This window comes from Tenacibaculum sp. TB-56, assembly GCF_059716275.2.
Genome location: NZ_CM201367.1, coordinates 555,290 through 581,037, shown reverse-complemented (window position 1 = coordinate 581,037; position 25,748 = coordinate 555,290). Strand labels below are relative to the sequence as shown.

At 33.3% G+C, this 25,748-nt stretch carries 23 protein-coding genes and 2 pseudogenes; 9 read left to right on the top strand and 16 right to left on the bottom strand.

All coding sequences use genetic code 11. The features are described 5' to 3' along the window. Nucleotides 1-68: 68 nt before the first annotated feature. A complete protein-coding gene (locus AC3VI6_RS02775) occupies nucleotides 69-461 on the top strand; it encodes an HIT family protein (protein ID WP_497705087.1) in 393 nt (130 codons plus the stop codon). A 19-nt stretch (nucleotides 462-480) separates the two neighbouring features. Beyond that, nucleotides 481-675 (top strand): hypothetical protein, encoded by a 195-nt coding sequence (locus AC3VI6_RS02770; protein WP_497705086.1) that lies wholly within the window; start codon nucleotides 481-483, stop codon nucleotides 673-675. Here the strand turns inward: AC3VI6_RS02770 and AC3VI6_RS02765 are convergent. Then, complete coding sequence (locus tag AC3VI6_RS02765) at nucleotides 672-1,820, bottom strand: sensor histidine kinase (RefSeq protein WP_497705085.1); 1,149 nt, start codon at nucleotides 1,818-1,820, stop codon at nucleotides 672-674. The genes AC3VI6_RS02770 and AC3VI6_RS02765 overlap by 4 nt on opposite strands. A 75-nt stretch (nucleotides 1,821-1,895) precedes the next feature. On the opposite strand from AC3VI6_RS02765, the gene AC3VI6_RS02760 reads away from it, so the two are divergent. Together AC3VI6_RS02760 and AC3VI6_RS02755 are read left to right on the top strand one after the other, a co-directional pair. After that, nucleotides 1,896-2,756: a flavin reductase family protein gene (locus AC3VI6_RS02760; RefSeq protein WP_497705084.1), complete on the top strand. Its 861-nt coding sequence runs from the start codon at nucleotides 1,896-1,898 to the stop codon at nucleotides 2,754-2,756. A 7-nt stretch (nucleotides 2,757-2,763) separates the two neighbouring features. Beyond that, nucleotides 2,764-3,129, top strand: a complete 366-nt coding sequence (locus AC3VI6_RS02755; RefSeq protein ID WP_274634675.1) for a DUF3127 domain-containing protein — start codon at nucleotides 2,764-2,766, stop codon at nucleotides 3,127-3,129. A 212-nt stretch (nucleotides 3,130-3,341) separates the two neighbouring features. Here the strand turns inward: AC3VI6_RS02755 and AC3VI6_RS02750 are convergent, their stop codons facing one another. The 3 genes and pseudogenes from AC3VI6_RS02750 to AC3VI6_RS02740 all read right to left on the bottom strand — a co-directional run bounded on the left by AC3VI6_RS02750 (nucleotide 3,342) and on the right by AC3VI6_RS02740 (nucleotide 5,963). Then, nucleotides 3,342-3,578, bottom strand: a complete 237-nt coding sequence (locus AC3VI6_RS02750; RefSeq protein WP_274634676.1) for a DUF1456 family protein — start codon at nucleotides 3,576-3,578, stop codon at nucleotides 3,342-3,344. A 6-nt stretch (nucleotides 3,579-3,584) separates the two neighbouring features. Beyond that, nucleotides 3,585-4,331, bottom strand: a complete 747-nt coding sequence (locus tag AC3VI6_RS02745) for a YqaA family protein (protein WP_497705083.1) — start codon at nucleotides 4,329-4,331, stop codon at nucleotides 3,585-3,587. Nucleotides 4,332-4,407: 76 nt separating this feature from the next. Beyond that, nucleotides 4,408-5,963 (bottom strand): annotated as a pseudogene (locus AC3VI6_RS02740) (NAD(P)/FAD-dependent oxidoreductase). Between the two features lie 66 nt (nucleotides 5,964-6,029). Here AC3VI6_RS02740 and AC3VI6_RS02735 point away from each other — a divergent pair. The 3 genes from AC3VI6_RS02735 to AC3VI6_RS02725 all read left to right on the top strand — a co-directional run bounded on the left by AC3VI6_RS02735 (nucleotide 6,030) and on the right by AC3VI6_RS02725 (nucleotide 9,237). Then, nucleotides 6,030-7,409 (top strand): short-chain fatty acid transporter, encoded by a 1,380-nt coding sequence (locus AC3VI6_RS02735; RefSeq protein ID WP_497705082.1) that lies wholly within the window; start codon nucleotides 6,030-6,032, stop codon nucleotides 7,407-7,409. Nucleotides 7,410-7,437: 28 nt separating this feature from the next. Further along, the gene (gene aat, locus AC3VI6_RS02730) at nucleotides 7,438-8,061 is read left to right on the top strand and encodes a leucyl/phenylalanyl-tRNA--protein transferase (RefSeq protein ID WP_497705081.1); all 624 of its coding nucleotides are present in this window, start codon (nucleotides 7,438-7,440) and stop codon (nucleotides 8,059-8,061) included. A 120-nt stretch (nucleotides 8,062-8,181) separates the two neighbouring features. Then, nucleotides 8,182-9,237 carry an IS110 family RNA-guided transposase gene (locus AC3VI6_RS02725; protein ID WP_497704953.1) on the top strand — a complete coding sequence of 352 codons (1,056 nt, stop codon included), beginning with the start codon at nucleotides 8,182-8,184 and terminating at the stop codon, nucleotides 9,235-9,237. 340 nt (nucleotides 9,238-9,577) lie between these two features. Here the strand turns inward: AC3VI6_RS02725 and AC3VI6_RS02720 are convergent, their stop codons facing one another. From AC3VI6_RS02720 to AC3VI6_RS02695, 6 genes are all read right to left on the bottom strand, one after another. Then, a complete protein-coding gene (locus tag AC3VI6_RS02720) occupies nucleotides 9,578-10,291 on the bottom strand; it encodes an alkaline phosphatase family protein (RefSeq protein WP_497705080.1) in 714 nt (237 codons plus the stop codon). A 178-nt stretch (nucleotides 10,292-10,469) separates the two neighbouring features. After that, a complete protein-coding gene (locus AC3VI6_RS02715; RefSeq protein ID WP_497705079.1) occupies nucleotides 10,470-10,637 on the bottom strand; it encodes a hypothetical protein in 168 nt (55 codons plus the stop codon). A 156-nt stretch (nucleotides 10,638-10,793) separates the two neighbouring features. Further along, the gene (locus tag AC3VI6_RS02710) at nucleotides 10,794-11,312 is read right to left on the bottom strand and encodes a DUF4833 domain-containing protein (protein ID WP_497705078.1); all 519 of its coding nucleotides are present in this window, start codon (nucleotides 11,310-11,312) and stop codon (nucleotides 10,794-10,796) included. Nucleotides 11,313-11,343: 31 nt separating this feature from the next. Beyond that, nucleotides 11,344-11,616 (bottom strand): DMT family transporter, encoded by a 273-nt coding sequence (locus AC3VI6_RS02705; protein WP_298998760.1) that lies wholly within the window; start codon nucleotides 11,614-11,616, stop codon nucleotides 11,344-11,346. A gap of 164 nt (nucleotides 11,617-11,780) precedes the next feature. Beyond that, nucleotides 11,781-13,700: a CocE/NonD family hydrolase gene (locus AC3VI6_RS02700; protein WP_497705077.1), complete on the bottom strand. Its 1,920-nt coding sequence runs from the start codon at nucleotides 13,698-13,700 to the stop codon at nucleotides 11,781-11,783. A gap of 85 nt (nucleotides 13,701-13,785) precedes the next feature. After that, the gene (locus tag AC3VI6_RS02695) at nucleotides 13,786-16,281 is read right to left on the bottom strand and encodes a zinc-dependent metalloprotease (RefSeq protein WP_497705076.1); all 2,496 of its coding nucleotides are present in this window, start codon (nucleotides 16,279-16,281) and stop codon (nucleotides 13,786-13,788) included. A gap of 189 nt (nucleotides 16,282-16,470) precedes the next feature. Between AC3VI6_RS02695 and AC3VI6_RS02690 the strand changes: the two are divergent. Beyond that, nucleotides 16,471-18,427, top strand: a pseudogene (locus tag AC3VI6_RS02690) (YgiQ family radical SAM protein). 29 nt (nucleotides 18,428-18,456) lie between these two features. Here AC3VI6_RS02690 and AC3VI6_RS02685 read toward each other — a convergent pair. Together AC3VI6_RS02685 and AC3VI6_RS02680 are read right to left on the bottom strand one after the other, a co-directional pair. Next, nucleotides 18,457-18,711: a hypothetical protein gene (locus tag AC3VI6_RS02685; protein WP_274634808.1), complete on the bottom strand. Its 255-nt coding sequence runs from the start codon at nucleotides 18,709-18,711 to the stop codon at nucleotides 18,457-18,459. A 170-nt stretch (nucleotides 18,712-18,881) separates the two neighbouring features. Then, a complete protein-coding gene (locus tag AC3VI6_RS02680; RefSeq protein ID WP_497705075.1) occupies nucleotides 18,882-19,421 on the bottom strand; it encodes a sigma-70 family RNA polymerase sigma factor in 540 nt (179 codons plus the stop codon). A 315-nt stretch (nucleotides 19,422-19,736) separates the two neighbouring features. On the opposite strand from AC3VI6_RS02680, the gene AC3VI6_RS02675 reads away from it, so the two are divergent. Further along, nucleotides 19,737-20,201, top strand: coding sequence for a hypothetical protein (locus AC3VI6_RS02675; RefSeq protein WP_497705074.1), 465 nt, complete (start codon nucleotides 19,737-19,739; stop codon nucleotides 20,199-20,201). A gap of 70 nt (nucleotides 20,202-20,271) precedes the next feature. Here AC3VI6_RS02675 and AC3VI6_RS02670 read toward each other — a convergent pair whose 3' ends face one another. From AC3VI6_RS02670 to AC3VI6_RS02655, 4 genes are all read right to left on the bottom strand, one after another. Then, nucleotides 20,272-21,885 (bottom strand): amidohydrolase, encoded by a 1,614-nt coding sequence (locus tag AC3VI6_RS02670; RefSeq protein ID WP_497705073.1) that lies wholly within the window; start codon nucleotides 21,883-21,885, stop codon nucleotides 20,272-20,274. Beyond that, entirely contained in the window at nucleotides 21,885-22,244 is a 360-nt protein-coding gene (locus tag AC3VI6_RS02665; protein ID WP_497705072.1) for a DoxX family protein, read from the bottom strand. Before AC3VI6_RS02665 ends, AC3VI6_RS02670 begins: the two co-directional genes overlap by 1 nt. A 235-nt stretch (nucleotides 22,245-22,479) precedes the next feature. Next, nucleotides 22,480-23,916 carry a M20/M25/M40 family metallo-hydrolase gene (locus AC3VI6_RS02660; protein WP_497705071.1) on the bottom strand — a complete coding sequence of 479 codons (1,437 nt, stop codon included), beginning with the start codon at nucleotides 23,914-23,916 and terminating at the stop codon, nucleotides 22,480-22,482. A gap of 49 nt (nucleotides 23,917-23,965) precedes the next feature. Beyond that, nucleotides 23,966-25,747: a TonB-dependent receptor gene (locus AC3VI6_RS02655; protein ID WP_497705070.1), complete on the bottom strand. Its 1,782-nt coding sequence runs from the start codon at nucleotides 25,745-25,747 to the stop codon at nucleotides 23,966-23,968. Between the last annotated feature and the right edge of the window lies 1 nt (nucleotide 25,748).

Sequence of the window (25,748 nt, the reverse complement as noted above, 5' to 3'; positions counted from 1 at the left end):
ATTATAGTTAAAGCGTTGCTTATGCAGCGCTTTTTTTATTTTTACTAAACACAAAAAAACAGCATAGAATGGCAAGTATTTTTACAAAAATAATCAACGGAGAAATTCCATCATATAAAATAGCAGAAGACGATAACTATTTTGCTTTTTTAGATATCAATCCTAATGCTAAAGGGCATACCTTGGTAATTCCGAAACGAGAAGAAGATAAGTTGTTCGATTTATCAAAAGAAGAGTATGACGGATTAATGTCATTTTCATATAGAGTAGCAAAAGCGATAGAAAAAACAATTTCTTGCGAACGTATAGGAATGAGTGTAATTGGTTTAGAAGTGCCACATGTACATGTACATTTAATTCCGTTACATACGATGGAAGATATTCGATTTACAAAGAAAGAGAAATTAACGAATGAAGAGTTTGTAGCAGTTGCAGAAGGAATTGCTAAGAATTTTGAGTAACGACAATAAAAAAAGAGCTATGAAAAAGTGGGTTAAAACTGGTTTAAGTTGGGGATTTACAATGTTTTTAATAATAGTTGTTGTTTTTCCTTGGTTTCAAGGTAAAGAAATAACCGTTAAAAGTGTTGTAGTAGGAATAATTTTATGGGGAATTGGAGGTCTTCTTTTTGGACTTTCAATGAAAAGTAGGTTAGAAGAAAAAGAAAAAAACTAAACCTTGTTTAATAAAATCTCAAACGTAGTTCCTTTTCCTAATTCTGATTTTAATACATGTATTTTTCCGTTGTGGTAATCTTCAATAATTCGTTTAGAGAGCGATAATCCGAGTCCCCAACCACGTTTTTTAGTGGTAAAACCAGGATTAAATATTTGTGTAAACTGAGATTTAGGAATTCCTTTTCCAGTATCAGAAACGAATACTTTAATGTTTTTTGATGTTTCAGCGATAGTTACAGCAACTTTACCTTTGCCCTGCATAGCATCAATAGCATTTTTAATAAGGTTTTCAATTACCCAACCGTATAGTTCAGTGTTTAAGTTACAAAAGAGCTCGTCTTTTTCAGTAATAAAAGAAAAAGAAATTTGTTTTGAACTTCTGTTTTCTAAGTAATCGAAAGCAGTTTTTGTAATGGTAACAATATTATGTTGCTTTAGTTCTGGTAACGATCCTATTTTAGAAAAACGATTTGCGATGGTGTTTAAACGGCGAACATCTTTTTCAATTTCATCAACATAATCACTACTTACATTTTCAGTACGTAAAATAGCAATCCATCCTAATAAAGAAGAAAGAGGCGTTCCTATTTGATGCGCTGTTTCTTTGGCCATACCTGTCCATAACTTATTTTGTTCGGCAACTTTATTTGATTTATAAACCATGTAAATAATGGTTAAAAAAAGTCCTAAAATTAGTACTAGTGCGAGTGGATAATATTTTAGTCGGTATAAAAGATCGGAGTTTCTATAATAAATGTATTCTTTTACCCCTAAATACTCGATTACAATTGGCTCATTTTGATTTTTCATAATGTACAATTGCTGTTGAAGGTATTTAGGATCTTTAGACTTGATAGAGTCTAGATTATTAAATTCTTTAATATCACCATTTTCATGAACTGAAATGGTAGGAATATTTTCTATCGTTTGGTAAACTTTTGTTACTAAATTAAAACTACCATTAGAATCAGAATTAGCTGCTGCTTCTTTAATGGCAGTAGCATAAATCTCCATTTTAGAGCGCTCGTCTTTTTTAAACTTTTGAAAGAACACATAGGTATTCCACAAAATAAATAAAACGATAAGTAAAGAAATGCTAATAGCAATACGTTTTACCCAATAAGTGTTTTTAAAAAATGCCATCAATCAAATATAAACTATTCTGTAGAATAACTAAATTTATAAATTGGTAGTATATTTACACTAAAATAATAGAGAATGTTATCAATAAACCCTAAAGATATACCAACTTCAAAACTCCATGGATATTTATTAGGAGCCGTGGCTCCGAGACCTATTGCTTTTGCAAGTACCATTGATGAAGAAGGAAACCCTAATTTATCACCCTTTAGTTTTTTTAATGTGTTTGGTGCAAACCCACCGATTATGATTTTTTCTCCAGCACGAAGTGTACGAGATAATACAACCAAGCATACATTGGATAATGCTGAAGCTACTAAAGAAGTTGTTATTAATATCGTAAATTACGATATTGTACAACAAATGTCGTTAAGTAGTACGATGTATCCAAAGGGAGTAAATGAGTTTGTAAAAGCAGGATTTACAATGTTACCTTCAGATGAAGTAAAGCCATTTAGAGTAGCTGAATCACCAGTACAATTTGAATGTAAAGTAAAAGATATAATCTATACAGGAGAAGAAGGCGGAGCAGGAAATTTAATTGTGTGTGAAGTGGTAAAACTTCATATAAATGAAGATGTCTTAGCAGAAGATGGAAGTATAGATCAGTATAAAATAGATTTAGTAGCAAGAGCTGGAGGAAGTTATTACAGTAGAGCTAGAGATGGCTTTTTTGAAATTCCGAAGCCTTTAACAACATTAGGAATTGGAGTAGATCAAATTCCTGAAGAAATAAGAAATAGTAATGTATTAACAGGTAATAATCTAGGAATGTTGGGTAATGTAGAACAGCTACCTAGTGATGAAGATGTTAATAACTTTGCTAAAGAACATACACAGTTTGTGGGTATTTCAACTGAAAAAAAACATACTTTTGCACAAGAGTATTTACAAAATAATGATGTAGAAAGTGCTTGGAAGGTACTTTTAATTAAATAGATAAGAAATGGAAGTAATAGGGAAAATCAAATTAATTAACGAGACACAAACATTTGGATCTAACGGATTTAGAAAGCGTGAAATGGTAGTTACTACCGATGAGCAATATCCTCAAATGATTTTAATTGAATTTGTTCAAGATAAATGTGATTTATTAAACAATTATCAAGTAGGACAAGATGTTAAGGTTTCTATTAATTTAAGAGGAAGAGAGTGGATTAACCCTCAAGGTGAAGCAAAGTACTTTAACTCTGTACAAGGTTGGAGAATTGAAAACTTAGCACAAGCTGCACCTCAAAACATTCCACCAGCAGATCAATTCGAGCCAGCTCCAGATTTATCTGCTAACGAACCAGACGATTTACCTTTCTAAGAAAACTTAGAAAAAAGAATACAAATAAAAAGAGCGCAAATTGCGCTCTTTTTTGTTTTGCGGAAAATTACACTTTTATTTACGGATATGCCTTTTACCCAGTCAAAAGACAACTGTATATTTGTAACATAATCATTCAATGAAAAGATATTGAGTGAGGAATTTAAGGGGAAAATAAAAACCTTCTGATTGAGTTCAGAAGGTTTTTTTTATTATTTCTTTTCAGGCATTGGACCTCGTAGGTGAATAATAAGCCCGTTTAAAAAATTTCGTAAAAACTGATCGCCACATTCCATATACTTTGGGTGATCTTCTTTTCTAAAAATAGCGTTGATTTCCGATTTAGAAACTTTAAAATCAACCAAAGCACAGATATCAATAATATCAGTGTCTCTTAATTTGTGCGCTACTCGTAGCTTTTTAAAAATGTCGTTGTTGTTGAGTGCCATATTATATTAGTTTACTACAGAAAATATAGCCCAAGCATAAATGGCAAAACGTGCAAAACGAAATAAGCCAACAAAAACTACATTTTTAAATGGATATTTAATCATACCAGCAGTTAAACAGCTAATAGCAAAAGGAAGTGGTAATAACGCTCCTACTAAAATTAAAAAACCTCCCCACTTACTTGTGTTTTTAAGGTTTTTAGCCATTTTAACTTCTAAGTAATTTCTTACAGAATCAATTTTTAAAGAGGTTCTTCCTATAAAATAAGCGCATAAACCTCCTAAATAAGAAAGGGTTGCTAACAAAGAAATATTTACAATAGGATCTTCTGTTTTTTTAGACCAAGCGATGAAAATTTCTGGCGGAATTAATCCTAAAATCGTTTCAGATATAAAAAAAGTAATTAATACTCCTGTTCTAGAAAAGGTTTCGGTCATGGTTTGTAAACCATCATTGATGTTGTAAACGTATTTATTAAATAATAATAAACCAATAACTACCCCTACAATTGGCCAAAAAGCTTTTTTTAAGCTTACCCAAATAAACATGTAAAATCCAGTGCGATTATAATAGTTGTGTAAACGTTTATAATGCGGCTTGTCTATTCTTTTTTTATTCTTGTTTTTTTCTGAGAGATTCTTTTTGTTTTTTTTACCTACGGAAGAAAAACCTCCCTCCATAGAGAAGAAAAAGCGAGTTCGCTTATAATGTAACTCTTCTTTTGGTTTATTTTCTTGGTTTTCTTTACTCATTGCTAAAAAGCCTATCTTATAAGGAACTGCAAAAGTACGAGGTAATTAGAAATTACGCCAACAAATATTTGTTAATTTACAGGTTTGCAATGGCAGCTTCTGCACAGCGCTCACCGTCCATAGCAGCCGAAATAATTCCTCCAGCATAACCACCACCTTCACCACAAGGGAACAAACCTTCAATTTGTGGATGTTCTAAGTTTTCTTTTCGTGGAATATTAACAGGAGATGAGGTTCTAGATTCTACCCCAACAATGTTTGCTTCCGCAGTATAATACCCGTGCATTTTTTGTCCGAAAGCCGCAAAACCTTTGCGTAATCTACTTCCAATTAACTTTGGAAGTAAGGAATGCAGCGGAGAAGAATTCAATCCAGGTTGGTACGAGCAATCATTTAAAGAAGAAGATAATCTACCTTCAACAAAATCAGTTAAACGTTGTGCTGGGGCAACTTGACTTCTCCCGCCAGCATTGAATGCCATTTTTTCTAAATCTTTTTGATATTGTAAGCCTTTTAAGACCCCGTATTTTTCATACTTAGGTAAGTCTTTGTCTACATTAATTTCAACAACAATACCCGAGTTGGCAAACTTGTTATTACGGCGCGAAGGCGACATTCCGTTTACCACCACTTCTCCATTGGCAGTTGCAGCAGGAACAATGAATCCACCAGGACACATACAGAATGAATACACTCCACGGTTTCCAACTTGGTGTACTAAGCTATACGCAGCAGCGGGTAATAACTCATCACGTTGACCCGAACAACTATACTGAATTTGATCAATAATTTCTTGCGGATGCTCTACACGAACTCCCATAGCAAAAGACTTGGCTTTTAGCAAAATGTCTTTTTTATGCAATAGTTCGTATATATCTCTTGCCGAATGCCCAGTAGCCAAAACAACAGCATTTATAGCCATTTCAGTCCCGTTTTGTAACTGTATAGCTTGTAGTTTGTTGTTTTTAACGATAAAATCGGTCACACGGGTTTCAAAATGAATTTCGCCACCGTGTTTTAAAATCGTTTCACGAATATTTTGAATGATTTTCGGAAGTTTATTCGTTCCTATATGCGGATGCGCATCTACCAAAATTTGATCAGTAGCACCATGATATACTAGGTTTTCAAATATTTTACGAACATCACCACGTTTTAAACTACGGGTATATAACTTTCCGTCAGAATAGGTTCCTGCTCCACCTTCACCAAAACAATAGTTAGAATCTGGGTTTACTTCATGAAATTGGTTAATAGCACGTAAATCTCTACGACGATCTTGTACATTTTTACCACGCTCTAACACAATAGGTTTGTATCCTAACTCAATACAACGAAGCGCTGCATACATTCCCGCAGGCCAAAACCTACAATATGAATTTCTTTCGCATTTGATACATCTTGATATTCAAAAACATAATCAGGCGTATCAGGTTGAGGTTCGTTTATATAAACCGCTACTTTGTAGTTAAAAACAACCTCTTTTTTACGTGCATCAATCGATTTACGTAACACTTTTACACTATTAATATCAGCAGTACTAATACCTAGTTTTTTAGCAGCTTTTAACTGTAATATATTGTCTTTACGTTCTTCTACTAGATTAACACGTAATTGAAGTTCTTTTACCATATTGCAAAACTAGGTAAAAAACTATTTATTCTATTTGATTATTTTTAGCAAATCAAACTTTAAACAATGAAGATTACGCAGGTTATAGAAAATATTTTCAAAAAAAATTTACCCTCACCTTTTACCATCGCTATTTTATTAACGTTCGTAACACTTTTATTAGCGCTGTTTTTTACCAAACCAGAAGAAACTTCAGTAATTAATTATTCTTTAGAGGTGTTACAATTTTGGGAAAACGGAATTTGGTCTAACGGATTACTCGTTTTTGCCTATCAAATGATGTTGATTTTGGTGTTAGGACATGTATTGGTGTTGAGTAAACCTGTAAGTAATTTAATTTTAAAAGTTACTAAATATTGTACTAATACCGCAAATAGTGCGGCCATTGTAAGTTGTACAACGATGTTGGTGGCTTTCTTTAATTGGGGATTAGGACTCATTTTTGGTGCGTTGTTAGCGCGTAAAGTAGCAGAACATGCGCAAAAAAATAATATAAAACTAAATTATCCGATTATTGGAGCGGCGGGTTATATGGGATTGATGGTTTGGCACGGTGGAATTTCAGGTTCTGCACCTATAAAAATTAATGAGAGCGGACATATAAAAAGTATCATGCAATCGGTTTCTTCGGAAGAAGTTTTAGCTCAAATACCTAATGTGATTGATTATTCTCAAACCATTTTTAGTTGGTGGAATTTGCTGATTTTTTTCGTGGTAGTAGCGACGGTATCGGCAACCTTTTATTTTTTAGGGAAAAAAGCCAATTCTACAGCGATTAATCTACCAGAATATCAAATGCATACTGATGAAAAGGTTAGTACCCAAGCAGAAAAGCTAGATAGTTCTAAATGGTTAGCAATTGTTTTTGGTGTGTTGATTTTAGTAGCGTTTAGCTACCGTTATTGGGCAGATATTCAACAGTTAAAAATTACACCGAATCTCATAAACTTTTTTATGTTAGGGTTGGGAATTATCCTTCACGGAAGTTTTAAAAAGTTTACCAATGCTGTGGGAGAATCGATTAGTGATGTATCTGGAATTTTAATTCAGTTTCCATTGTATTTTGGTATTATGGGGGTGATGAAAAGTACCGGTATGGTTACTTTAATTTCTGATTTTTTCGTGTCGATTTCAACCGCAACCACCTTACCAATATTTACTTTTTTTAGTGCAGGTTTGGTAAACATTTTTGTACCGAGTGGAGGAGGACAGTGGGTAGTACAAGGACCTATTGTGGTAGAAAGTGCTTTACAATTAGGTGTTCCGTTACCTAAAGCAATTATGGCATTGGCTTATGGAGATCAAATAACCAATATGTTACAGCCTTTTTGGGCATTACCTTTATTAGGAATCACCAAATTAAAGGCAAAAGAAATTTTACCATATACGCTTATTGCAATGGTAGTAGGAAGTACCATATATTTGTTGGGGTTATTACTATTCTAATAATCCAATAATCTAACTATCTAAAATAATGATTTGGCTTTCTGAAAAAATAGAATTTCCGCCTTATGAATTGGCCACCGAAGATGGTTTACTGGCTTTGGGCGGTGATTTATCGGTTGAACGATTGGTGTATGCCTACCAACATGGAATTTTTCCGTGGTTTAACGAAGGTGAACCAATTGTTTGGTATTCTCCTTGGGAGCGTATGGTATTATTTCCTGAAGAGGTAAAGATTTCCAAATCGATGAAACAGGTATTGCGAAAAGGTGGTTTTACGATAACAGAAAACAAAGCTTTTGACGATGTTATTTTTAATTGCCGACACATCAATCGTTTTGATCAATTAGGAACTTGGATTACCGATGACATGGAAGATGCTTACATCAATTTGCACGATAAAGGTTATGCAAAATCTATTGAGGTATGGATGGACGATAAATTAGTTGCAGGTTTGTACGGAGTAGATTTAGGAAACGGGGTGTTTTGTGGCGAGAGTATGTTTAGCAGAGTAAGTAATATGAGCAAAGTTGCATTTATCCATTTAGCACAAAAAGGAGGTTATAGACTTATCGATTGTCAAGTATATAACGACCATTTGGCAAGTTTAGGTGCGAGAGAAATTCCTAGAGAGGAATTTTTGAAGTGGTTGTGAAATAGTACTGTATTGATAAAGTGTAAGGTTTTAGAAGTAGGCGAGTAGTAGCCATTGCTTATAGCATCCATGAAAAAGCAGTAAGACGAGTATCTTTAAAGTTCACAAAAACATAAAGATATGAATACTCAAATTACTGCCGACACTAAATTATATATAGGAATTGACATACACAAGCGCAGCTGGAAAGTTCATTGTTCAACAGATCTATTTTCTGGCAAAAGTTTTAGTATGCCACCAGACCCTTTGCAATTGAAAGCTTATGTTGATAGACATTTTTCGGGATATGATGTAAGTACAGCTTATGAGGCAGGATGTTGTGGCTATTATGCCCATCGTTGTTTTGAGAGTTATGGCTGGCGCTCTTTAGTAGTTAATCCTGCCGATATCCATCGTAAGGGGAAAGAGCGTTTTACAAAGACCGATCGTATAGATGCACAGTTGATTAGTAGAGAATTGAAAGATGGTCGATTAAGTAGTATTTATGTGCCCGATGAGCATCGTGAAGCTTTGCGTAGTTTATTTCGTAGGCGTAATGATTTGGTAAAGGATTTTAGACGTATCAAGAGTTACATAAAAATGCAGTTGCTCTACTTTGGAATAAAAGTTCCAGAACAGTACGATAATGACCATTGGAGTCATGGTTTTCGGGGGTGGTTAGATGATATAATATTTGAATATGCAATAGCAAAAGCAAGCTTAGAGAGTAGGATGCGTTATTTTCGATTTGTAGATGAAGATTTACGTTTAGTTAGTAATCAGTTAAGAGCTTATTGTCGTAAGCATTTTAAGAAAGATTATTATTTGCTTAGAAGCATACCGGGTATTGGTGGAATTGTAGCTTGTGGAATTATTAGTGAATTAGGAGATTTACGCAGGTTTAATAGCATAAAACACTTGGCAGGTTATGTAGGGTTAGCTCCAGGTATTTATCAGAGTGGTGATAATTATAAAACGATAGGTATAACGCCACGAGCACATCGATTAATGCGATCATATTTTATAGAAGCCTCATGGCAGGCGATTCGAACAGACCCAGTGATGCAGCATTATTACCGAAAGCATTATGGTAAGGATACTAAGAAGATAATCATAAAGATAGCTCGTAAGTTACTTAGTAGAACTTTGGCCGTTATCAAAACAGAGACTCCTTATGAGATAGGAGTTATAGAATAGTATATAAATCAATAACAAAGCTCAGAAAAGAAGTATTTAGAGTCCATATCACAAAACAACGTGGGTGACTTCAAAATTAACCCGAAGATCACATTTTTATAGCAAGTGGCTGGACTTATTATAACTTATAATCATACAGATGCTGGTGACGACCAATAGAGTTGATCACATATAGGATGCGGAGCAAGTTATAAGGTATTGAAGTATTGATAATCCTTCGGAATTATCAACAATTCAACACCCTAAAATTATTATTATGTAAGAATTAAAAATAAATATAGTAACTTTGAAAAACTAGACTAGTGCTTTTCATAGGAGCCTTTGTTGTATGCTGGCTTTTTTATATTTTCAGTTCAAATAGTGTTTTGTTGATTTCGACGGATATTCCAAATGATTTTTTTACTTCGTCCAAATATTTATTTATGATGGAAATAAAATAGTCAATCACTTCATTTGAAAAGGTCAATTCAAAAATATCTGATTTTACGTCTTTTAATTTGCCAGAAACAAGGTTTTGTTGTTTTAAGAAAGTAAATATTCCTTCAAACTTATTAGGTTCTAACCTTTCGGACGCCTTGTTATCATAATTCCATTCTATTAAACTTAATTTGTTGCCGTGTGTTAGAATGTTTCTATATTTAAATAATTGATTCATTCCGTTAAGTGTTTCTTTCTCAATTATATGATTTATTTCGTCGTTTGTTATTTTAGTGAATAATTTTAGTTGCTTGTTCCATTCAGAAGATTCAATTTCGAGAATTAATTCGTCTGTTAATCGTTCTAATAAGAAATCTCCCATTGTTATATCCCAATTTGGCATTTCATCATTTTTTAGTTCAGGTTGAGATTTAGATAGATGGTTCTTAATCCAACTGATCATAAGTTCTTTATTAAACGATTCAATCAACGATGTTAAATTAAGAATGATAGAAGAATTTATTCCAATTAAATTATCATTATCTTTCTCTAAATCTCGTTGTTTGATTATCCACAAAATTGTTTTGGGAATAAAAATAAATGGTCGATTATAGGTTTCTTTTATGGTCAAATCCATTAATTGGCATTCGTTTTTTTAGCTTGCATACAACTTGTTTATATAAGTACTTTTAGTGTTTTTATACTAACGATATGGAGGTATAATAGTCCTTTTTCATCCAAATATAAAAAATAAAAAGAGTACTAAGAGTTTAATTTAATAGGGTTAGTTAAATAAGCGTCCTTAAAACAGACGCTTATTTAGTATTATAGATTTTAAACCCACTCACTGAACCTGTAAGCGGAGTTTGAGCAGGTTTGGCTATTCCGTAAACCACTACGACCCCAGAGCCACCACCCCAAGTAGAATAGGCAGGGTCAGGTTTTGCTTCCATCACCGTTTGAGGTAGGTTCCAGTTATACATCAGTCAACATTTGTATACTACCCGAATGGATGGTGTGAATCACCTCTCTTGTAGTAGCGTTAAAAAATTCTAACAGGAGGGATTATCACCTAGTATTTTAAATTAAACTCAAAGATCAATTTTTGTGTCTAGATTTATATAAGATTGTTTTATCGTTTAAAAGTCTTCAACTTTAATTTCAATTTTTTTATTGGTATTGTAGTCTTTTCCGTAAAGAATAACCGATTTTATTTCAGTATTTAAACCAGTTCCATTAATATTTAAGAACATTCTGTCTAGGTATATTTTTGTTGTATTATGGTTTACAAAAATTTTGTAACGATTGTTTTTTTTCTCTAAATTAAAAACAAGTTTTGAAGAAGCAGCTAGTCTAAATTTAAAAGAATTATCATCTGCATTAAGCAATACCATACCATAAGCAAGCCTTTTTTGTGTTGGAGTTAGAGGCTTAACTTCAGCATTTTTGGTATATAGTATTCTGTATTCTTTGATAGGCTTTTTGGTGTTTAACTTAGAGTTTTTAAGATTAACATCGTATACATATGTGTTAAAATTATTGCTGTGTTGTATGTAAAAAAGGCTATTAGAGTTTTTAGGAGGAACAGGGTAATTCTCTTGTCCGTATGTTATAAAATGAAAGTTTAAAAAAAGAAGGAAAAAATATTTTTTAGGCACAGTTAGTTTTTTTTGAGAATAAAATAATAATTTAATTGGCTAGTTTTAGTCCTACTATTCCAAATACAATTAATGATGCAGAAATAAGACGCCAAATGTTGGCTGAGTCTCCTAAAAATATAATACCAACAAGTAAAGTGCCTACAGCGCCTATACCTGTCCAAACAGCATAAGCTGTTCCCATAGGAATTGTTTTTTGAGCTAACCATAAAAAATATCCACTGGTAGCCATACAAATAATAGCAATACAAATACCTAAGAATTTATATTGAACGTTTTGAGAAAGCTTTAAGCCTAAGGCCATCCTATTTCAAAAATACCAGCTATAATTAAATAAATCCAGTTCATAAAATACATTATTACTTAAAGATAAAGGTACGTATTGTTATTTAGAGTTATAAATTCTAAAATAAAAAAAACTCACAATACTTAAGTGTTGTGAGTTTTTAAATAGAAAAAAGTTTGTTGTTATTTTAACACAGTAAATTCTATACTAGAATCGGTAAATACCGAATGCGTTTGTGTTTTAAAATCTTTTTCGTCTGCCTTGTAAATATTGTCTACATAGGTTTGCGGATTCAAATCAATTAAAGGAAACCAAGTACTTTGTACTTGTATTTGCACTTTATGTCCTTTTTTAAACGTATGGAAAACATCTTGTAGTTTAATATTTACGGCTGTTTTCTTATTTGGTGTAAAAGGTTCTGGATTTGAAAAACTATTTCTAAAGCGACCACGCATCACTTCACTACGTACCATTAAATGGTAGTTGCTTAGTTTTAAGTGCGTTTGCATTTCTTTATTGTCGTTTTTTAAATCAGCAGGATGCACATCAACAACCTTCACAATCCAATCGGCTGCTGAACCCGTAGTTGCTACTTGTAGTTTGGCTAAAATATCACCAGCAAGCGTAAAGTCTTCGGTTAATACATCAGTTTCAAAAACCAATACATCAGGTCTGCGAGCAGCAAAACGCTGATCGTCTGTCATATATTTACGAGGGGTAAATACTGTTTTAATATCTTCAGAATAAGGAACAGGACGTTTAATATCACTGATAAAACTAATTTTATTGTTTCCTTTTTGCTCTGTTGTTAATTCTTGGTCATCAGATAAGAAAAAGGTTTGTTTTTGAGCATTTTCAGGAGGCCATACATCGTATGATTTCCAAGCTTTTTTACCTGTGTCAAATACATAAGCTTCTGGCAAACCAGAATTTTTAGTGCCATCTCCTTTTAAGAAGTGATTAAAGAATTTTGTTTCTACTTCTTTTTGAAATTTTAAAGAAATAGAATCTCCAAAGTAGTAGTTACCAACTTTGTTAGCTACTTTATTTCTAGACCATCCGCCGTGATCCCAAGGCCCAAAAACAACAGTGTTGTAGTTATTTGGTTGATTTTTTTCAATGTTTTTATAGGTTTCTAAAGGTCCGTATAGGTCTTCAGCATCAAACCAACCACCTACAATCATTGTTGCTACGGTAGAAGGTACTTTATCTAAATGTTGAATGATTCCTTTACTTTGCCATACAGAATCGTAGTTAGGGTGTTCTACGATTTCCTTCCAAAAGAAATCATCAATACGTTCTTTGTTTTCAGCAACCTTAGTGTCTAACTTATCGTATTGAAAATATTCGTTTAAGTTTTTTAATGGTCCTTTATCTAAGAAAAACTGATATTGATCTTGAGTTTTCATATCAGGGAATGAGTACCATGCAGAATCGGTAGGTTGATCTTTATAGGTTCCGAAGAGAGAAACCGCTCTAAAATAACTTAATAAAAAAGCTCCGTTATGGTGAAAATCATCAAAAAAGAAATCACCAATACACGCTTGCGGAGAAGCAGCTTTTAAAGCAGGGTGCGCATCAATTGCAGAAACAGTAGCGTAATGTCCTGGGTATGAAATTCCCCAAGTACCTACATTTCCGTTATTGTTAGGCACATTGTTTACTAACCAATCAATAGTATCATAAGTATCACTAGTTTCATCGGTTTGTTTTTCTGTTTTATTCGGAATGTAAGCACGCATGTTGTCATACACGCCTTCACTCATCCAACGTCCGCGAACATCTTGGTAAACAATAATGTTTCCTTCTTTCATTAAAATTGGGTTTGGCCCAATTTTTTTTCTGAATTCATCTTCTCCATAAGGTTGACAGCTATACGGAGTACGTTGTAGTAAAATAGGGTAGGTTTTACTGGTGTCTTTTGGAGAGTAAATGGTAGCGTGTAGCTTAACACCATCTCTCATCGTAATTTTTACTTCTTTTTTGTTGTAATTATCTTTAACGTAGGTGTCTTCAGTCGTTTCTGTTTTGTTAACTGTTGTTTTTTGGCAACTTGAAAAGGAAACAACAAGAAGTAATAATAAGGCTAAGGCTTTTTTCATTGTCGTAGGTAGTTGATTATGTAGCGAATGAAAGTATAAAAAATAACAGCAACCTAGGATGTAGATTGCTGTTATTAAGAAGATGTTATTTGTTAGGCTCTAGAATATTGTCTATTCTATCAGCAGCATCTTGTAAATGATAACGAGTTATCGTGTTACGAGCAGAAGGAATACTTCGTTTAATATCTCTTTGTAAACGTTTTAATTCTCCTCTAACTACAGGTTTAATATCTGATTGATTAATCGTAACAGCGGTTTGTTTAAAGTAACCACGATCACTTCTTGGTGCTTTTTGATCTTTCGCTTTATTTAATAAAAAGTCTAATTGATCTAAATGCGCACGTTGTAAGTTTCTGCGGTAAGGGTCTATAGTTTTGTTAGCGTATACTTCGCTCCAAATACCTTTACGTAAATCGCCCATCATTTCAATAAGAGAATACGCTTTAGTTCCGTTTAAAGTTTCATTCTCAATCATACGAGTTAACCTTCCAGTTTTTAAAACCCTATTTAAGGTTTGTACTTGTAAACCTCTAATACGCTCAATAATTCCTGAGTGTTGTGTTTTACTGATGATGTTTTCATCAATTAACCAAGTAGGAGTTTTAAACAATTCGTTATTTACAAATTGTAACGCTCTTTTTTGATGCTCTTTTGGAACGTGAATATATACAGCACCGTCTTGATCGGCAGTTTTAAAGTATTCATATACACCACCAATATTTGAACTTACGTGTCCCATATATCTGTTAAACTGTCCAACTACTTGTCCGTACATAGTTTTTAACTCTTCGTAAGTTTCACCATCTTCAGTAGTCCACTCTTCTAAACGAGGTAAAATACGTTGTAAGTTTTTAATACCATAAGCACTTGCTTTCATGGCATCGTCACCTAAATCTTCAGTTTGAGAACTAGGATCAATAATGTTTTGGACTTGTTGATGTCCGAATCTATACACAGGGTCTCCAGCTTTTTCTTTAATCCATTGATTTAAGATTGCTTTTTCATCTTCAGCTGATTTATCTAAGATTGGTCTGTATCCCCAGTTGATAGCATATTTATCGTAAGGTCCAATATTAGGCATTAATGCAACACCCTTATCTTCTGGTTGTGCTATATAGTTAAAACGAGCATAATCCATGATAGAAGGAGCAGTTCCGTTCTTTTTAGTGAATTCAGCAGAACGTAAAGAATCTACAGGATACGCAACAGAACTTCCCATGTTGTGAGGTAATCCGATAGTGTGCCCAACTTCGTGAGAAGAAACAAAACGAATTAAACGTCCCATAACTTCATCTTTAAATTGAGTACTTCTCGCATCTGGATTGATAGCTGCTGTTTGTACAAAAAACCAGTTGTGTAATAAAGTCATTACATTATGATACCAGTTAATGTCAGATTCTAAAATTTCTCCTGAACGAGGATCACTAACGTGAGGTCCGTTCGCGTTAGGAATAGGAGAAGCTAAGTAGCGAACTACAGAATAACGTACGTCTTCAGGGCTCCAATCAGGGTCTTCTTCTTTCGTTGGGGCATCTTTAGCGATGATGGCATTTTTAAATCCTGCAGCTTCAAAAGCAATTTGCCAATCTTCAATACCTTGCTTGATGTATTTACGCCATTTTTGAGGAGTAGCTCTATCGATGTAATAAACGATTTGTTTTTTAGGTTCTACTAATTCACCTCTTTTAAACTTTTCAAGATCTTCATCCTTTACTTCTAAACGCCATCTGTCTAAATAGGTAACTGATTTACTTTTTTGAACATCTAATCCGTAGTCAGTTTGAGAACTGGTAAACCATCCAACACGCTCATCAAAATAACGTCTTTTCATAGGTGTTTTAGGAAGTAAAATCATAGAGTTACTTAACTCCATAGTAACAGAACCTACACTTGAATTTGAAGGAGGAGCTGCAGAAATATATGTTTTAACATTTCTAATTTCTATGTTTTGAGGGTAGCTGCTAATTCTATCGATGTAAGACCTAGTCTTATCCATTTTAGAAATTTTGTACTGCTTTCTACTTCTTTGAGGAAAACCGATTGCTTGTACATCACCTTCAAAAAGAGAACTAGCATCAATTACAGTAGCTGTAGAATCTTTACTAAATGCTTTAATAGGGAAAGCAAATAAAATAGGCTCAAAATTAGAGTTTACAACAGCTTCGTGAACAGGTAAAATAGTATCAGCAACAACATTGTGTGATACGACTTTTAATAAAACTTGTTTTTTGTTTTTTACCCAACGTAATACTTGTGTGTTTTGTTTACCACCACCAAATCCAATTCCGCTAGCGGTTTTGGCGATTCTGGTAACCATTAACATTTCACGATTTAATAACGAATCAGGAATTTCAAATAAAAAGTTAGTGTCTTTTGAGTGTACTTTGAATAACCCTTCGTCGGTTTTGTGTTCTTTGGTAACTACTTTTCCGTAAGGTTGAATACCTCCTTTTTTAGGTTCTGCTTTTTTAGGAGCCTCTTTTTTAGTGTCTTTTTTCTTTTTTCTTTGAGCTTCAGTATTTAAAGAAATTCCAAAAGCGAAAAAGACTACTAATAAGGTTGAGAGTAATCTGTTTGTCATTGTGTGTTATTTGATTGATAAAGAGCGAAATTTAGTGAAATTGCTCTCTAATGAATCATAATTAAATGTTAAAGGATAAAAGTGAGGTGTAAAGGACCTTATAGAATTAACTATAATAGGTATTTTCTTGTGATGAGTTTGTAGATGAAATATAAAAGTAATTGATAATTAACGTACCTTTGCAACGGCATGAGAATAAGACGAGTTTCAGATTGGTTACCTACTACAAATAAGGAGGTTAAGTTACGTGGATGGGATGAATTGGATGTAATTCTATTCAGTGGAGATGCATATGTAGATCATCCATCATTTGGGACCTGCAGTAATTGGACGTATTTTAGAGAGTTACGGCTTGCGTGTGGCGATTGTTCCACAACCAAGTGTACATGATAATTTGCAAGATTTTGAGAAGTTAGGTACACCAAGGTTATTTTTTGCGGTAACAGGTGGTTGTATGGATCCGATGGTTAGTAATTACACGGCAAGTAAACGTCGTCGTGATAAAGATGCTTATACGCCTAATGGAGATAAAGGATTCAGACCTGATTATGCAACTTCAGTATATTCTAAAATATTAAAAGAAAAGTTTCCGGATGTTCCTGTATTGATTGGAGGAATTGAAGCTTCGTTACGTCGTGTTACACACTACGATTATTGGTCTGATAAATTATTACCAACGATTTTAGAAACTTCTAAAGCCGATATGTTGGTATACGGAATGGGAGAGCAACCGTTACGAGAAATTGTTGAACTATTACAAAAAGGTGTTCCGTTTTCGAGTTTAAAAACCATTAAGCAAACAGCTATTTTGTTAGATGAAGCTGAAAAAGTTCCGAAGAATAAGAACTGGGATGATGTAGAAATCAGTTCACATGAAACTTGTTTGAAGGATAAAAAAGCCTATGCATCTAACTTTAAAGTGATAGAGCAGGAGTCGAACAAATTATATGCACGTCGTATTTTTCAACAAGTTGGCAATAAAAAGTTGATGATCAATCCGCCATTCCCTACCATGACGGAAGAAGAGATTGACGCTTCGTTTGATTTACCTTATACACGATTACCGCATCCAAAATATAACAAGCGTGAACCTATTCCTGCGTTTGAAATGATTAAGTTTTCTATCAATATTCACCGTGGATGTTTTGGAGGATGCAGTTTCTGTACTATTTCTGCACATCAAGGGAAGTTTATTGCTAGTCGAAGTCAAGAATCTATATTAAGAGAGGTGGATCAAGTTGCTCAGATGGATGATTTTAAAGGCTACTTATCAGATATCGGAGGACCTTCTGCAAATATGTACAAGATGAAAGGGAAGGTTCAGGAGATTTGTGATAAGTGTGTTGCTCCATCATGTATTTCACCTGTGATTTGTAGTAATCTAGATACTTCACATAAGCCTTTAACAAAATTGTATCAGGCAGTTGATGCGCATCCGAAGGTGAAAAAATCATTTATTGGAAGTGGAATTCGACATGATATGTTAGTTCCTGAATTCAATAAAAATGCAGATCCTAAAGAATTGGATGCTTATACGGAAGAGGTGATGACTAAACACGTTTCTGGTCGATTAAAAGTTGCACCAGAGCATACGTCAGATCCTGTATTAAAGTTAATGCGTAAACCGTCATTTAAATATTTTCACTTATTTAAAGAACGTTTTGACCGCATCAATGTAAAAAAGAAATTAAAGCTTCAGTTAATACCGTATTTTATTTCGAGTCACCCAGCTTGTGAAGCGGAAGATATGGCAAATTTGGCGGCAGAAACGAAAGATATGGGCTTCCAGTTAGAGCAAGTACAAGGATTTACGCCAACGCCTATGACGGTTGCTACGGTAATTTATTATAGTGGATATCATCCATATACATTAAAAGAAGTAAAAACTCCGAAAACTAGAAAGGAGAAGGAAGATCAACACAAGTTTTTCTTTTGGTATAAAAAGGAGAATAAAGACTGGATTAAGAACACCTTAACTAAGGTTGGACGTACCGATTTATTGAAGAAGTTATTGCCAGAAGACACCTCTTGGCGTAAAAACAAGGCAGGAAAAGCCAAAAATACGTTTGACGATACGGTAACATATAAGAAGAGTGATAAACCTTCAAGAAGAATAAACAAAGGTTTTAAAAAGAAGAGACGATAAAAGAAAAATCCGCTATAAAGCGGATTTTTTTATGCTTCGTTTTCTAAACGGTTTCGTTTCATTTCAAAAGCTTCAGAGGCTTGTTTTATAATAGTTAAGGTATCAGAAGCTCTTACCATAACTTTTTCTAGTTCCTTATCAAGATCTTTAGATTGGATGTCAAATAATTGAACTTCTACCACACCGATTTTTTCGATTAAACTTTTTTGTGTGTTTTTAATGTCTTCCATTTTTATCAAAACGGCGTTCATCGTATCTAGTCTTTTTTGTTCTTGATCTGTCATAATTTTAATTTTTGATTTCTCTTAATATATGAAAAAATCAAGAGTTAAACAAATTGACTGTTTTGTAAGGTGTTGGTTTTTAGTGTGATGTTTTGAAATAAACATGGGGAATTATGATGAATAGTACTGTTTTTTAAACGGAGTTTTAGATTAAAATTTAGGGGTGTAATTTACTTACAAACTTTACAATCTTCTTTATCTTGAATTTCTCCCACCAGTTTTCCGTCTTCATTAAGAGATAATCCGCAGCAATCCATAAAACCTTGAGCAATTAATTTACGAGCACGTTGAATTTGAGATTTTGTAGTAGGTAAATTTTGTTTCAAAGTATCAGCAACTTCTTGTTGTTTTAAACCTTTAATGTCTGATAAAAATAGAGGATCTCTATATTTTTTAGGTAAATCTTGTATGATTGCACGAAGACAATCTTTTTCGGTATGTTCATGCTCTTTTGCATCTGTTTGCGCCTCAAAAATATCAAAATCAACTGTTTGATTGGTGCTTTTAAAGTAATCCATCATCGTATTACGAGCAATAGAGAAAATCCACGGTTTTAGTTTGGTAATATCTTTAAGAGTATAAAGCTTGGTATGAACTTTTACAAAGGTTTCTTGTAAGAGATCATCGGTCACAGTAGTATCCTTCACTTTACTTAAAATAAAGCGTTTTACATCATCAGCATATTTTGTCCAAACTTGTTGTGTAGTCATTATATAAATTTACGAAAAAAGTCACTCTGTGTAAAATGATAGTTGTTATTTTCATTTTATTCAGAATGACAAAATATTAAAAAGTTGATTTAATTAACAGTTGCAATTGCTGCAGGTACAGTTTTCGCATGTGCAATTTGAGCAGTCACCTGTTTTGCATCCCTCACAATTACAGGTACATTGATTGTTATTTTTCATGATATATATTTTAGGTTCGTATAGTAGACTGAAAATAGCGCAAAAAGATGCATTTTTTTACTTGTAATTTAAAACATTGTATATTAGCGATGTAGGTAATTTTAAATTTTGTTCATTATGAAAAAAAGAAAGATTGTTTTAGGGTTTTTAATTGTGGTATTTGGTTTGGTGGCATGCAATAAAAATCAACCTTTGAAATTGTTAGCAGATTCAAAACTTAGCCCAGATGAGTTTTTTTCTAAATTAGCTGCTATGGATATACAAACATCAAATGATGAAAATGTCATATACATAGATGTTGAGTATGATAAAAAGAATAATACGATTAAGTACCTTGGTTCTGTTGAAGCTGAAGCAGATTTTTTTGTTTTAGATAGTGAAGAGGAGATACAAAAAAGAATTGACAAAGGTACATACGAAGTAACTTGTAAAGGAGCAACAGGTGAATTTACCGAAAGTTGTGAAGGAAACGTATCTTGTGGTAAGCTAATTTATGAATGTTTGCAGGCTGGAGGCTGTGCTACTATTTGTCAAAATAAAATAGTGTATGTCCCGCAAAATAGAACATTTTATATAGAATAAATTACTGTATTAAATAAAAGCGCCTTAGAGAATATTTTCTAAGACGCTTTTGTTTAGTAAAATCTTGTTTTTAATTCACTTTTTCACCATTTACATAGGTTGCTATCACTTTTGTGTTCGGAATTTCTTTTCCGTCAATAGTCATTATATCCTTATCAAGAATGATAAAATCAGCGACTTTACCTATTTCGATGCTTCCCTTTTCGTTTTCCTCAAAATTAGCATAGGCATTCCAAATAGTCATTCCTTTTAAGGTATTTTCTCTTGATAATGCATTTTCCATTTGATAGCCTTTTTCAGGATAACCTTTTAAATCTTTTCTTATAGTAGCTGCGTAAAAAGTATATAACGGACTTACATGCTCAATAGGGAAATCGGTTCCTAAAGCAACTTTTCCGTATTCTTTTAATAAGTCATTATAGGCATAAGCACCTTTAACTCTATCTGATCCTATACGGTCTTCTGCCCAATACATATCAGAAGTTGCATGTGTTGGTTGTATAGATGGAAGTACATTTTTGAATAGATTAAAATCTTTTGCGTCTATTATTTGGGCGTGTTCAATACGCCAACGTCTATCAGTTTTATTTTTTAATACTTCGTTGTAGGTTTTTAACATTACGTAATTGGCAGAGTCTCCAATAGCATGGGTGTTCATTTGATAGTCTGAATCTGCAATTCTCTTCGCCACTTTTTGTAAGTCCTCATAGGAATTTACCAAAGCTCCAAAATGCCCTTTTTTATCAGAATATTCATCTTTAAGGGCAGCTCCTCGTGATCCTAAAGCACCATCGGCATAGACTTTTACAGAACGAACATTTAATCTGTCAGTTTTTATAACTCCTTTGTTGAGGAAGTAATTAAGGTTTTTTTGATTGTTAGAAATCATTGCATATACACGCATCTTTAAATCACCCGATTGTTGTAAGCTGTCAATTAATTCAATAACTTCTTTATCTAAACCAGCATCGTCAACGGTAGTTAATCCTAAATCAAAACAGATTTTTTCAGCATCTTTTAAAGCTTGAATTTGCTCCTTTTTTGATGGTTTTGGATTATTGATAAAATTCATTGCATTGTCAATCAGTACTCCTGTTAGCTTACCATCTTTTTTTATGAATTCTCCTCCGTTAATTTTTGAGTCAAGAGTTATTCCAGCTAAATCAATAGCAGCTTGATTTACTAACATTGCATGACCATCAATCCTGCGAATAGCAACTGGAGTATTAGGGAAAATACTGTCTAATTTTTCTTTGGTAGGAAATTCTTTTATTTCCCAATCATTTTGATCCCAGCCACGACCTGTGATATAAGTTGTGTTTTTCTCTTTTTGAAAATCAATTAAACGTTGTAGTACTTCGTCGTAACTTTCTGTTCCAACTAAGTCTACTTTCTGTTGTTGTAAACCTAATCCGTAAAAATGACAATGTGCATCGATAAACCCGGGGTAAACAGGTTTGTTTTTAGCATCGATAATGTTTAAAGAAGTGTATTTTTCTTGAATTTCTTTATTGTTTCCGATGGCTAAAAACTTTCCATCTCTAATAGCAAAGCTTTCTGCTTTATCAAAATTAGTATTTACGGTATAAGCATTTGCGTTAATGACTAACGTGTCTACTTTTTCTTTTGGTTTACAAGAAAATAGAAGGCTAAATGTTAGTAGTGGAAATAATACTTTTTTCATTAGTGTGTGTAAATTAAATAGGCGATATATAATAACAAAAACTGAAGAGGAACTCGTATAATGGCTATTTTCTTAGATCCAATTGCAGGTTTTTCTCTAAAAACATCCCAAATATGAATAGGCAAAAAAAGCAACATTAAAACAAACATTGCTAAAGCTGCTTGTTTGGTAGTTTGATTAATTAGTAATCCGATACCAATAGCCAACTCTAATAAACCAGCTATATAGTTTATAATTAATTTAGGAAGGAAATTAGGAATAAAGCGATTGAAAATTTTAGGTTTTACAATGTGCATAATACCTGCAAAGGCGAAAAATATTCCGAAAATAATTTTAAGTACTAATATTAATATATTCATTAACTGAGTTTATTACTGGATTAATATATAAGATGAAGAGCTTTCTTTTTTATTCTGTTCAGCCTTCTTTGATAAATAGTTGTTAAAAATATTATATAAGACAATTATAACAAGGGTGATAATTAAATTAAAAATGACTTTTTTTAAAGTAAGGTTCTTATTTCTATAACCTTCTTTGTGTTTTCTTTTAGTTTCAAAGTATTCTTTGTTTAATCTAGTACTCATCTTATACTTTTTAAGGCTTTAAAGCTTCTTCGTTGTATAAATATTTATCCATTAAATACACAATACTAGCCATAGAAGCGCTTCCTAACTCAAGCTCACGTTTGTTTACTTTATCAAATGTATCTGTAGCCGCATGATGATAATCGAAATAGCGTTGCGAATCTGGTCGGTAACCTACCAAGGTAACATGATCATCTTTTAAAGGGCCAATATCTGCACCACCACCACCAGCAATAATATCATGTAATCCGTAAGGAGCTAAGAGTTTTTTCCAGCTTTGTACAAGTTGTAAGTTTCTTTTATTTGCATCAATAGAAAAACCTCTTGGTGTGTGTCCGCCTGCATCAGATTCTAAAGCACCAATGTGTAATTCACCATTTTCCTTTGCTAAACGAGCATATTCAGTAGCGCCACGTAAACCGTTTTCTTCATTCATGAAAAAGACAATTCGGATGGTGTTTTTAGGTTTGATGTTGTTCTTTTTGAATAAATAAGCAACTTCTAACGATTGTACAATTCCAGTTCCGTCATCGTGTGCGCCTTCCCCTAAATCCCAAGAATCTAAATGCCCGCCAACCACCATAATTTTATCAGGATATTCGCTTCCTTTAATTTCTCCTACTACATTGTGAGAAGGAGCATCTGGGAGATTTTCACAACTTTGTTTAAAGTAAAATTGTAAGTTTGGGTTTTCTTTTAAATGCTTGCTTAAGTTTTCAGCAGCACGTGAACTAATAGCTGCAGCAGGAATATATTGTTCCTTCGGAATATCACCATATCCCATAGAACCTGTGTGTGGATAATCGTCAATTCCGTTGGTCATAGAACGGACAATAACTGCTTTTGCTCCAAATTTTCCAACTATAGAAGCTCCTCCGTAGCGTTGACCTACGCAACCTCCATAAGCTTGAAAGGTATTGATGAGTGTGTTGTCAAAAGCACCGTTAAAGAATACAATCTTTCCGTTAGCTTTATCTCCTAAATTTTTGGCTTCGTCAATGTTTTTAACTTCTATAACTTGTGCGGTAATTCCGTTAGTTGGTGTTGCAATAGAACCTCCTAAAGCACAAATAGGGACATTTATTTTTTCTCCATTAAATTCATAATTAGCTACTTCTTTTTCTCCGCGCACCCAATGTGGTACCATAATAGGTTGTAACCAAACAGAATCTAAACCAACTTCTTTCATCAATTTTTCTCCCCAAATTACCGATTTAGCGGCTCCTTCTGAACCAGATAAACGGCTTCCAATATTTTGAGTTAGATCACGTAACCACTCATAAGATTTTCCTTCAGTTAATGCAGAACTAAATAATTGTTTTATTTGAACAGAGTCTTGTTTGTACGCTGTTTCACTATAGGTTGTAGTTTGTGTGTCTTGCTTTTGTTCTGTTTTACAAGCAAAGAAAACCATGTTTGTAAGAAGTAAAAAGGTTAGTTTTTTCATTTAGGGTATTAGTTTTAACACCCTAAATGTAAGTTTTATATTTTAAATGCTAGAACAACGTGTCAAACTTCCAGGTTAATCCTCCCATTGCTTGAAAACCTTGTACGTTAAAATTATTAAATCGTTGATAACTGTTGTTAAGTACATTGTTAAGGTTTAAAAACACAGAAAATGAATCGTCAAAATGATATCCTCCGTTAAAGTTTACATCAAAATAGCTTTTTAAATCTGTTGATGTAAAAGTATCGGCAGGTAAAGTGTCATACACACGACCTTTTCTGTTTCCTACAAAGTATAGGTTTGCGCCTGCATACCATTTATCGGTCTTATAAGTTCCGAAAATCTCTCCTTTTATTTTAGGAGCGTTCCAAGCTTCTGTTTCGTTGGTTAACGTGAATTTATTAAACTGTGCATTAGCTCCAATAGTAAGGTTTTTGATACCATCAAAAGCGATTTCACCAAAGAAAGATAACAGTTTAATATCGTCATAAACTACTTTAAAAGAGTTTCCATATTCATATCCGTAGAAAGTAAATCCGTTAGTTCCAGCAATGTTGTCGCCATCAGACTTTGATTGGTTCAAAGCAAAAAACGGATTATTTTCAATATCAGCATAACTTACTTTTGTGTTATAGCTAAATTGATGATTTAGCTTTCCTCTAATTCCTCCAAAAGCATCAAATTTTTTGTTTGTTTGACGCATATCAAGGGTAGGAGATACGTAAGGGTTATCATCTGTGTAAGATTGGAACATGTTCGTGGTTAAATCACCTGATGCGCCAACAAATACATTTGCAAAATCTTTTACGATAGGATATGAGATTTCGACATCAGGATAAATGAAAAAGTTAGATTCACTATTTTCCGTATCCATTGAAAAATAACTTTTAGCACCTAGTTTAATAGCTAAATCTTGTAGGTTAAACTTGTATGTTGGGTGTACTCCTAAAGTAATAAAACTATAATCGATAGCGGTAACAGCATTGTAAGCATAAGCGTAACTTCCTCCTAAATAACTAGCAGTAGTATTTACGTATAAGTCATTTAGTTGACGATGAAAATTATCTAAAGGAAAACGAAACTGAGCATTTCCATCTATCAAAAATTCAGAGCTTTCAAAAGAATCAGAAAAATAAGAAATAGCTCCGTTAGCTTCATCTAAATAAGAATCATCTGGCTTTATTTGTCCGAAGATTTTAAAGTGATTATAGCTTTGTGATTCTTCAATAGTACTTAAGGTAAACTCGGTAAACGTAATATTGGTTGGTAAACCATACCAGTTATATTTGTCTTTTTCAGCATCTAAACCTGCAGACCATTGAAAATAGCGTTCTTGTTGTGTGTAATTTAAGTTTAAATCGATGTTGAAAAAAGTACTACTTAGCTCAGTATCTGCAACTGGATTAGAGGATAGTAAAAATTTCACATGAGCTCCTAATTCACTGTTGTAACTTTGGCTACGTCTCATATAAGCTTCCAAGAAAGGAGACAATACGTTTCCAAAACCAACAGACACGTAGTTATCGTATAACTTTTCTCTTTTTCCAAGATCTACCTTTTTCATAGTACCACTTTTAGGAATAAAAGTAGAGGCTACAGGAACTGAAAATATTTGATATTCTAACGCTTTTTTCTGAGTTTCTTTAGTGTGTTCAATTACTGGTTTTTGCTTTATTTTAAAGGCATCAGTAATTTTAGGAACATACGAAGTTACTACGTTTACAACTTCTGTTTTTATAATAGTGTCTTTTGCTTTGTTTGTGGTATTTTTTTCTTGTGCATTTGCATAGGCTATCACAAATAAAGCAAGTAAACTTAGGTGCTTTTTCATC

Coding starts and splice junctions, on each gene's coding strand:
- AC3VI6_RS02680 (WP_497705075.1), bottom strand. CDS start 19,421: ATGACTACACAACAAGTTTGGACAAAATATGCTGATGATGTAAAACGC.
- AC3VI6_RS02760 (WP_497705084.1), top strand. CDS start 1,896: ATGTTATCAATAAACCCTAAAGATATACCAACTTCAAAACTCCATGGA.
- aat (WP_497705081.1), top strand. CDS start 7,438: ATGATTTGGCTTTCTGAAAAAATAGAATTTCCGCCTTATGAATTGGCC.
- AC3VI6_RS02720 (WP_497705080.1), bottom strand. CDS start 10,291: ATGGATTTGACCATAAAAGAAACCTATAATCGACCATTTATTTTTATT.
- AC3VI6_RS02755 (WP_274634675.1), top strand. CDS start 2,764: ATGGAAGTAATAGGGAAAATCAAATTAATTAACGAGACACAAACATTT.
- AC3VI6_RS02745 (WP_497705083.1), bottom strand. CDS start 4,331: ATGAGTAAAGAAAACCAAGAAAATAAACCAAAAGAAGAGTTACATTAT.
- AC3VI6_RS02685 (WP_274634808.1), bottom strand. CDS start 18,711: ATGACAGATCAAGAACAAAAAAGACTAGATACGATGAACGCCGTTTTG.
- AC3VI6_RS02700 (WP_497705077.1), bottom strand. CDS start 13,700: ATGAAAAAAGCCTTAGCCTTATTATTACTTCTTGTTGTTTCCTTTTCA.
- AC3VI6_RS02775 (WP_497705087.1), top strand. CDS start 69: ATGGCAAGTATTTTTACAAAAATAATCAACGGAGAAATTCCATCATAT.
- AC3VI6_RS02705 (WP_298998760.1), bottom strand. CDS start 11,616: ATGGCCTTAGGCTTAAAGCTTTCTCAAAACGTTCAATATAAATTCTTA.
- AC3VI6_RS02750 (WP_274634676.1), bottom strand. CDS start 3,578: ATGGCACTCAACAACAACGACATTTTTAAAAAGCTACGAGTAGCGCAC.
- AC3VI6_RS02735 (WP_497705082.1), top strand. CDS start 6,030: ATGAAGATTACGCAGGTTATAGAAAATATTTTCAAAAAAAATTTACCC.
- AC3VI6_RS02670 (WP_497705073.1), bottom strand. CDS start 21,885: ATGAAAAAAGTATTATTTCCACTACTAACATTTAGCCTTCTATTTTCT.
- AC3VI6_RS02665 (WP_497705072.1), bottom strand. CDS start 22,244: ATGAATATATTAATATTAGTACTTAAAATTATTTTCGGAATATTTTTC.
- AC3VI6_RS02660 (WP_497705071.1), bottom strand. CDS start 23,916: ATGAAAAAACTAACCTTTTTACTTCTTACAAACATGGTTTTCTTTGCT.
- AC3VI6_RS02695 (WP_497705076.1), bottom strand. CDS start 16,281: ATGACAAACAGATTACTCTCAACCTTATTAGTAGTCTTTTTCGCTTTT.
- AC3VI6_RS02655 (WP_497705070.1), bottom strand. CDS start 25,747: ATGAAAAAGCACCTAAGTTTACTTGCTTTATTTGTGATAGCCTATGCA.
- AC3VI6_RS02675 (WP_497705074.1), top strand. CDS start 19,737: ATGAAAAAAAGAAAGATTGTTTTAGGGTTTTTAATTGTGGTATTTGGT.
- AC3VI6_RS02765 (WP_497705085.1), bottom strand. CDS start 1,820: ATGGCATTTTTTAAAAACACTTATTGGGTAAAACGTATTGCTATTAGC.
- AC3VI6_RS02715 (WP_497705079.1), bottom strand. CDS start 10,637: ATGTATAACTGGAACCTACCTCAAACGGTGATGGAAGCAAAACCTGAC.
- AC3VI6_RS02725 (WP_497704953.1), top strand. CDS start 8,182: ATGAATACTCAAATTACTGCCGACACTAAATTATATATAGGAATTGAC.
- AC3VI6_RS02770 (WP_497705086.1), top strand. CDS start 481: ATGAAAAAGTGGGTTAAAACTGGTTTAAGTTGGGGATTTACAATGTTT.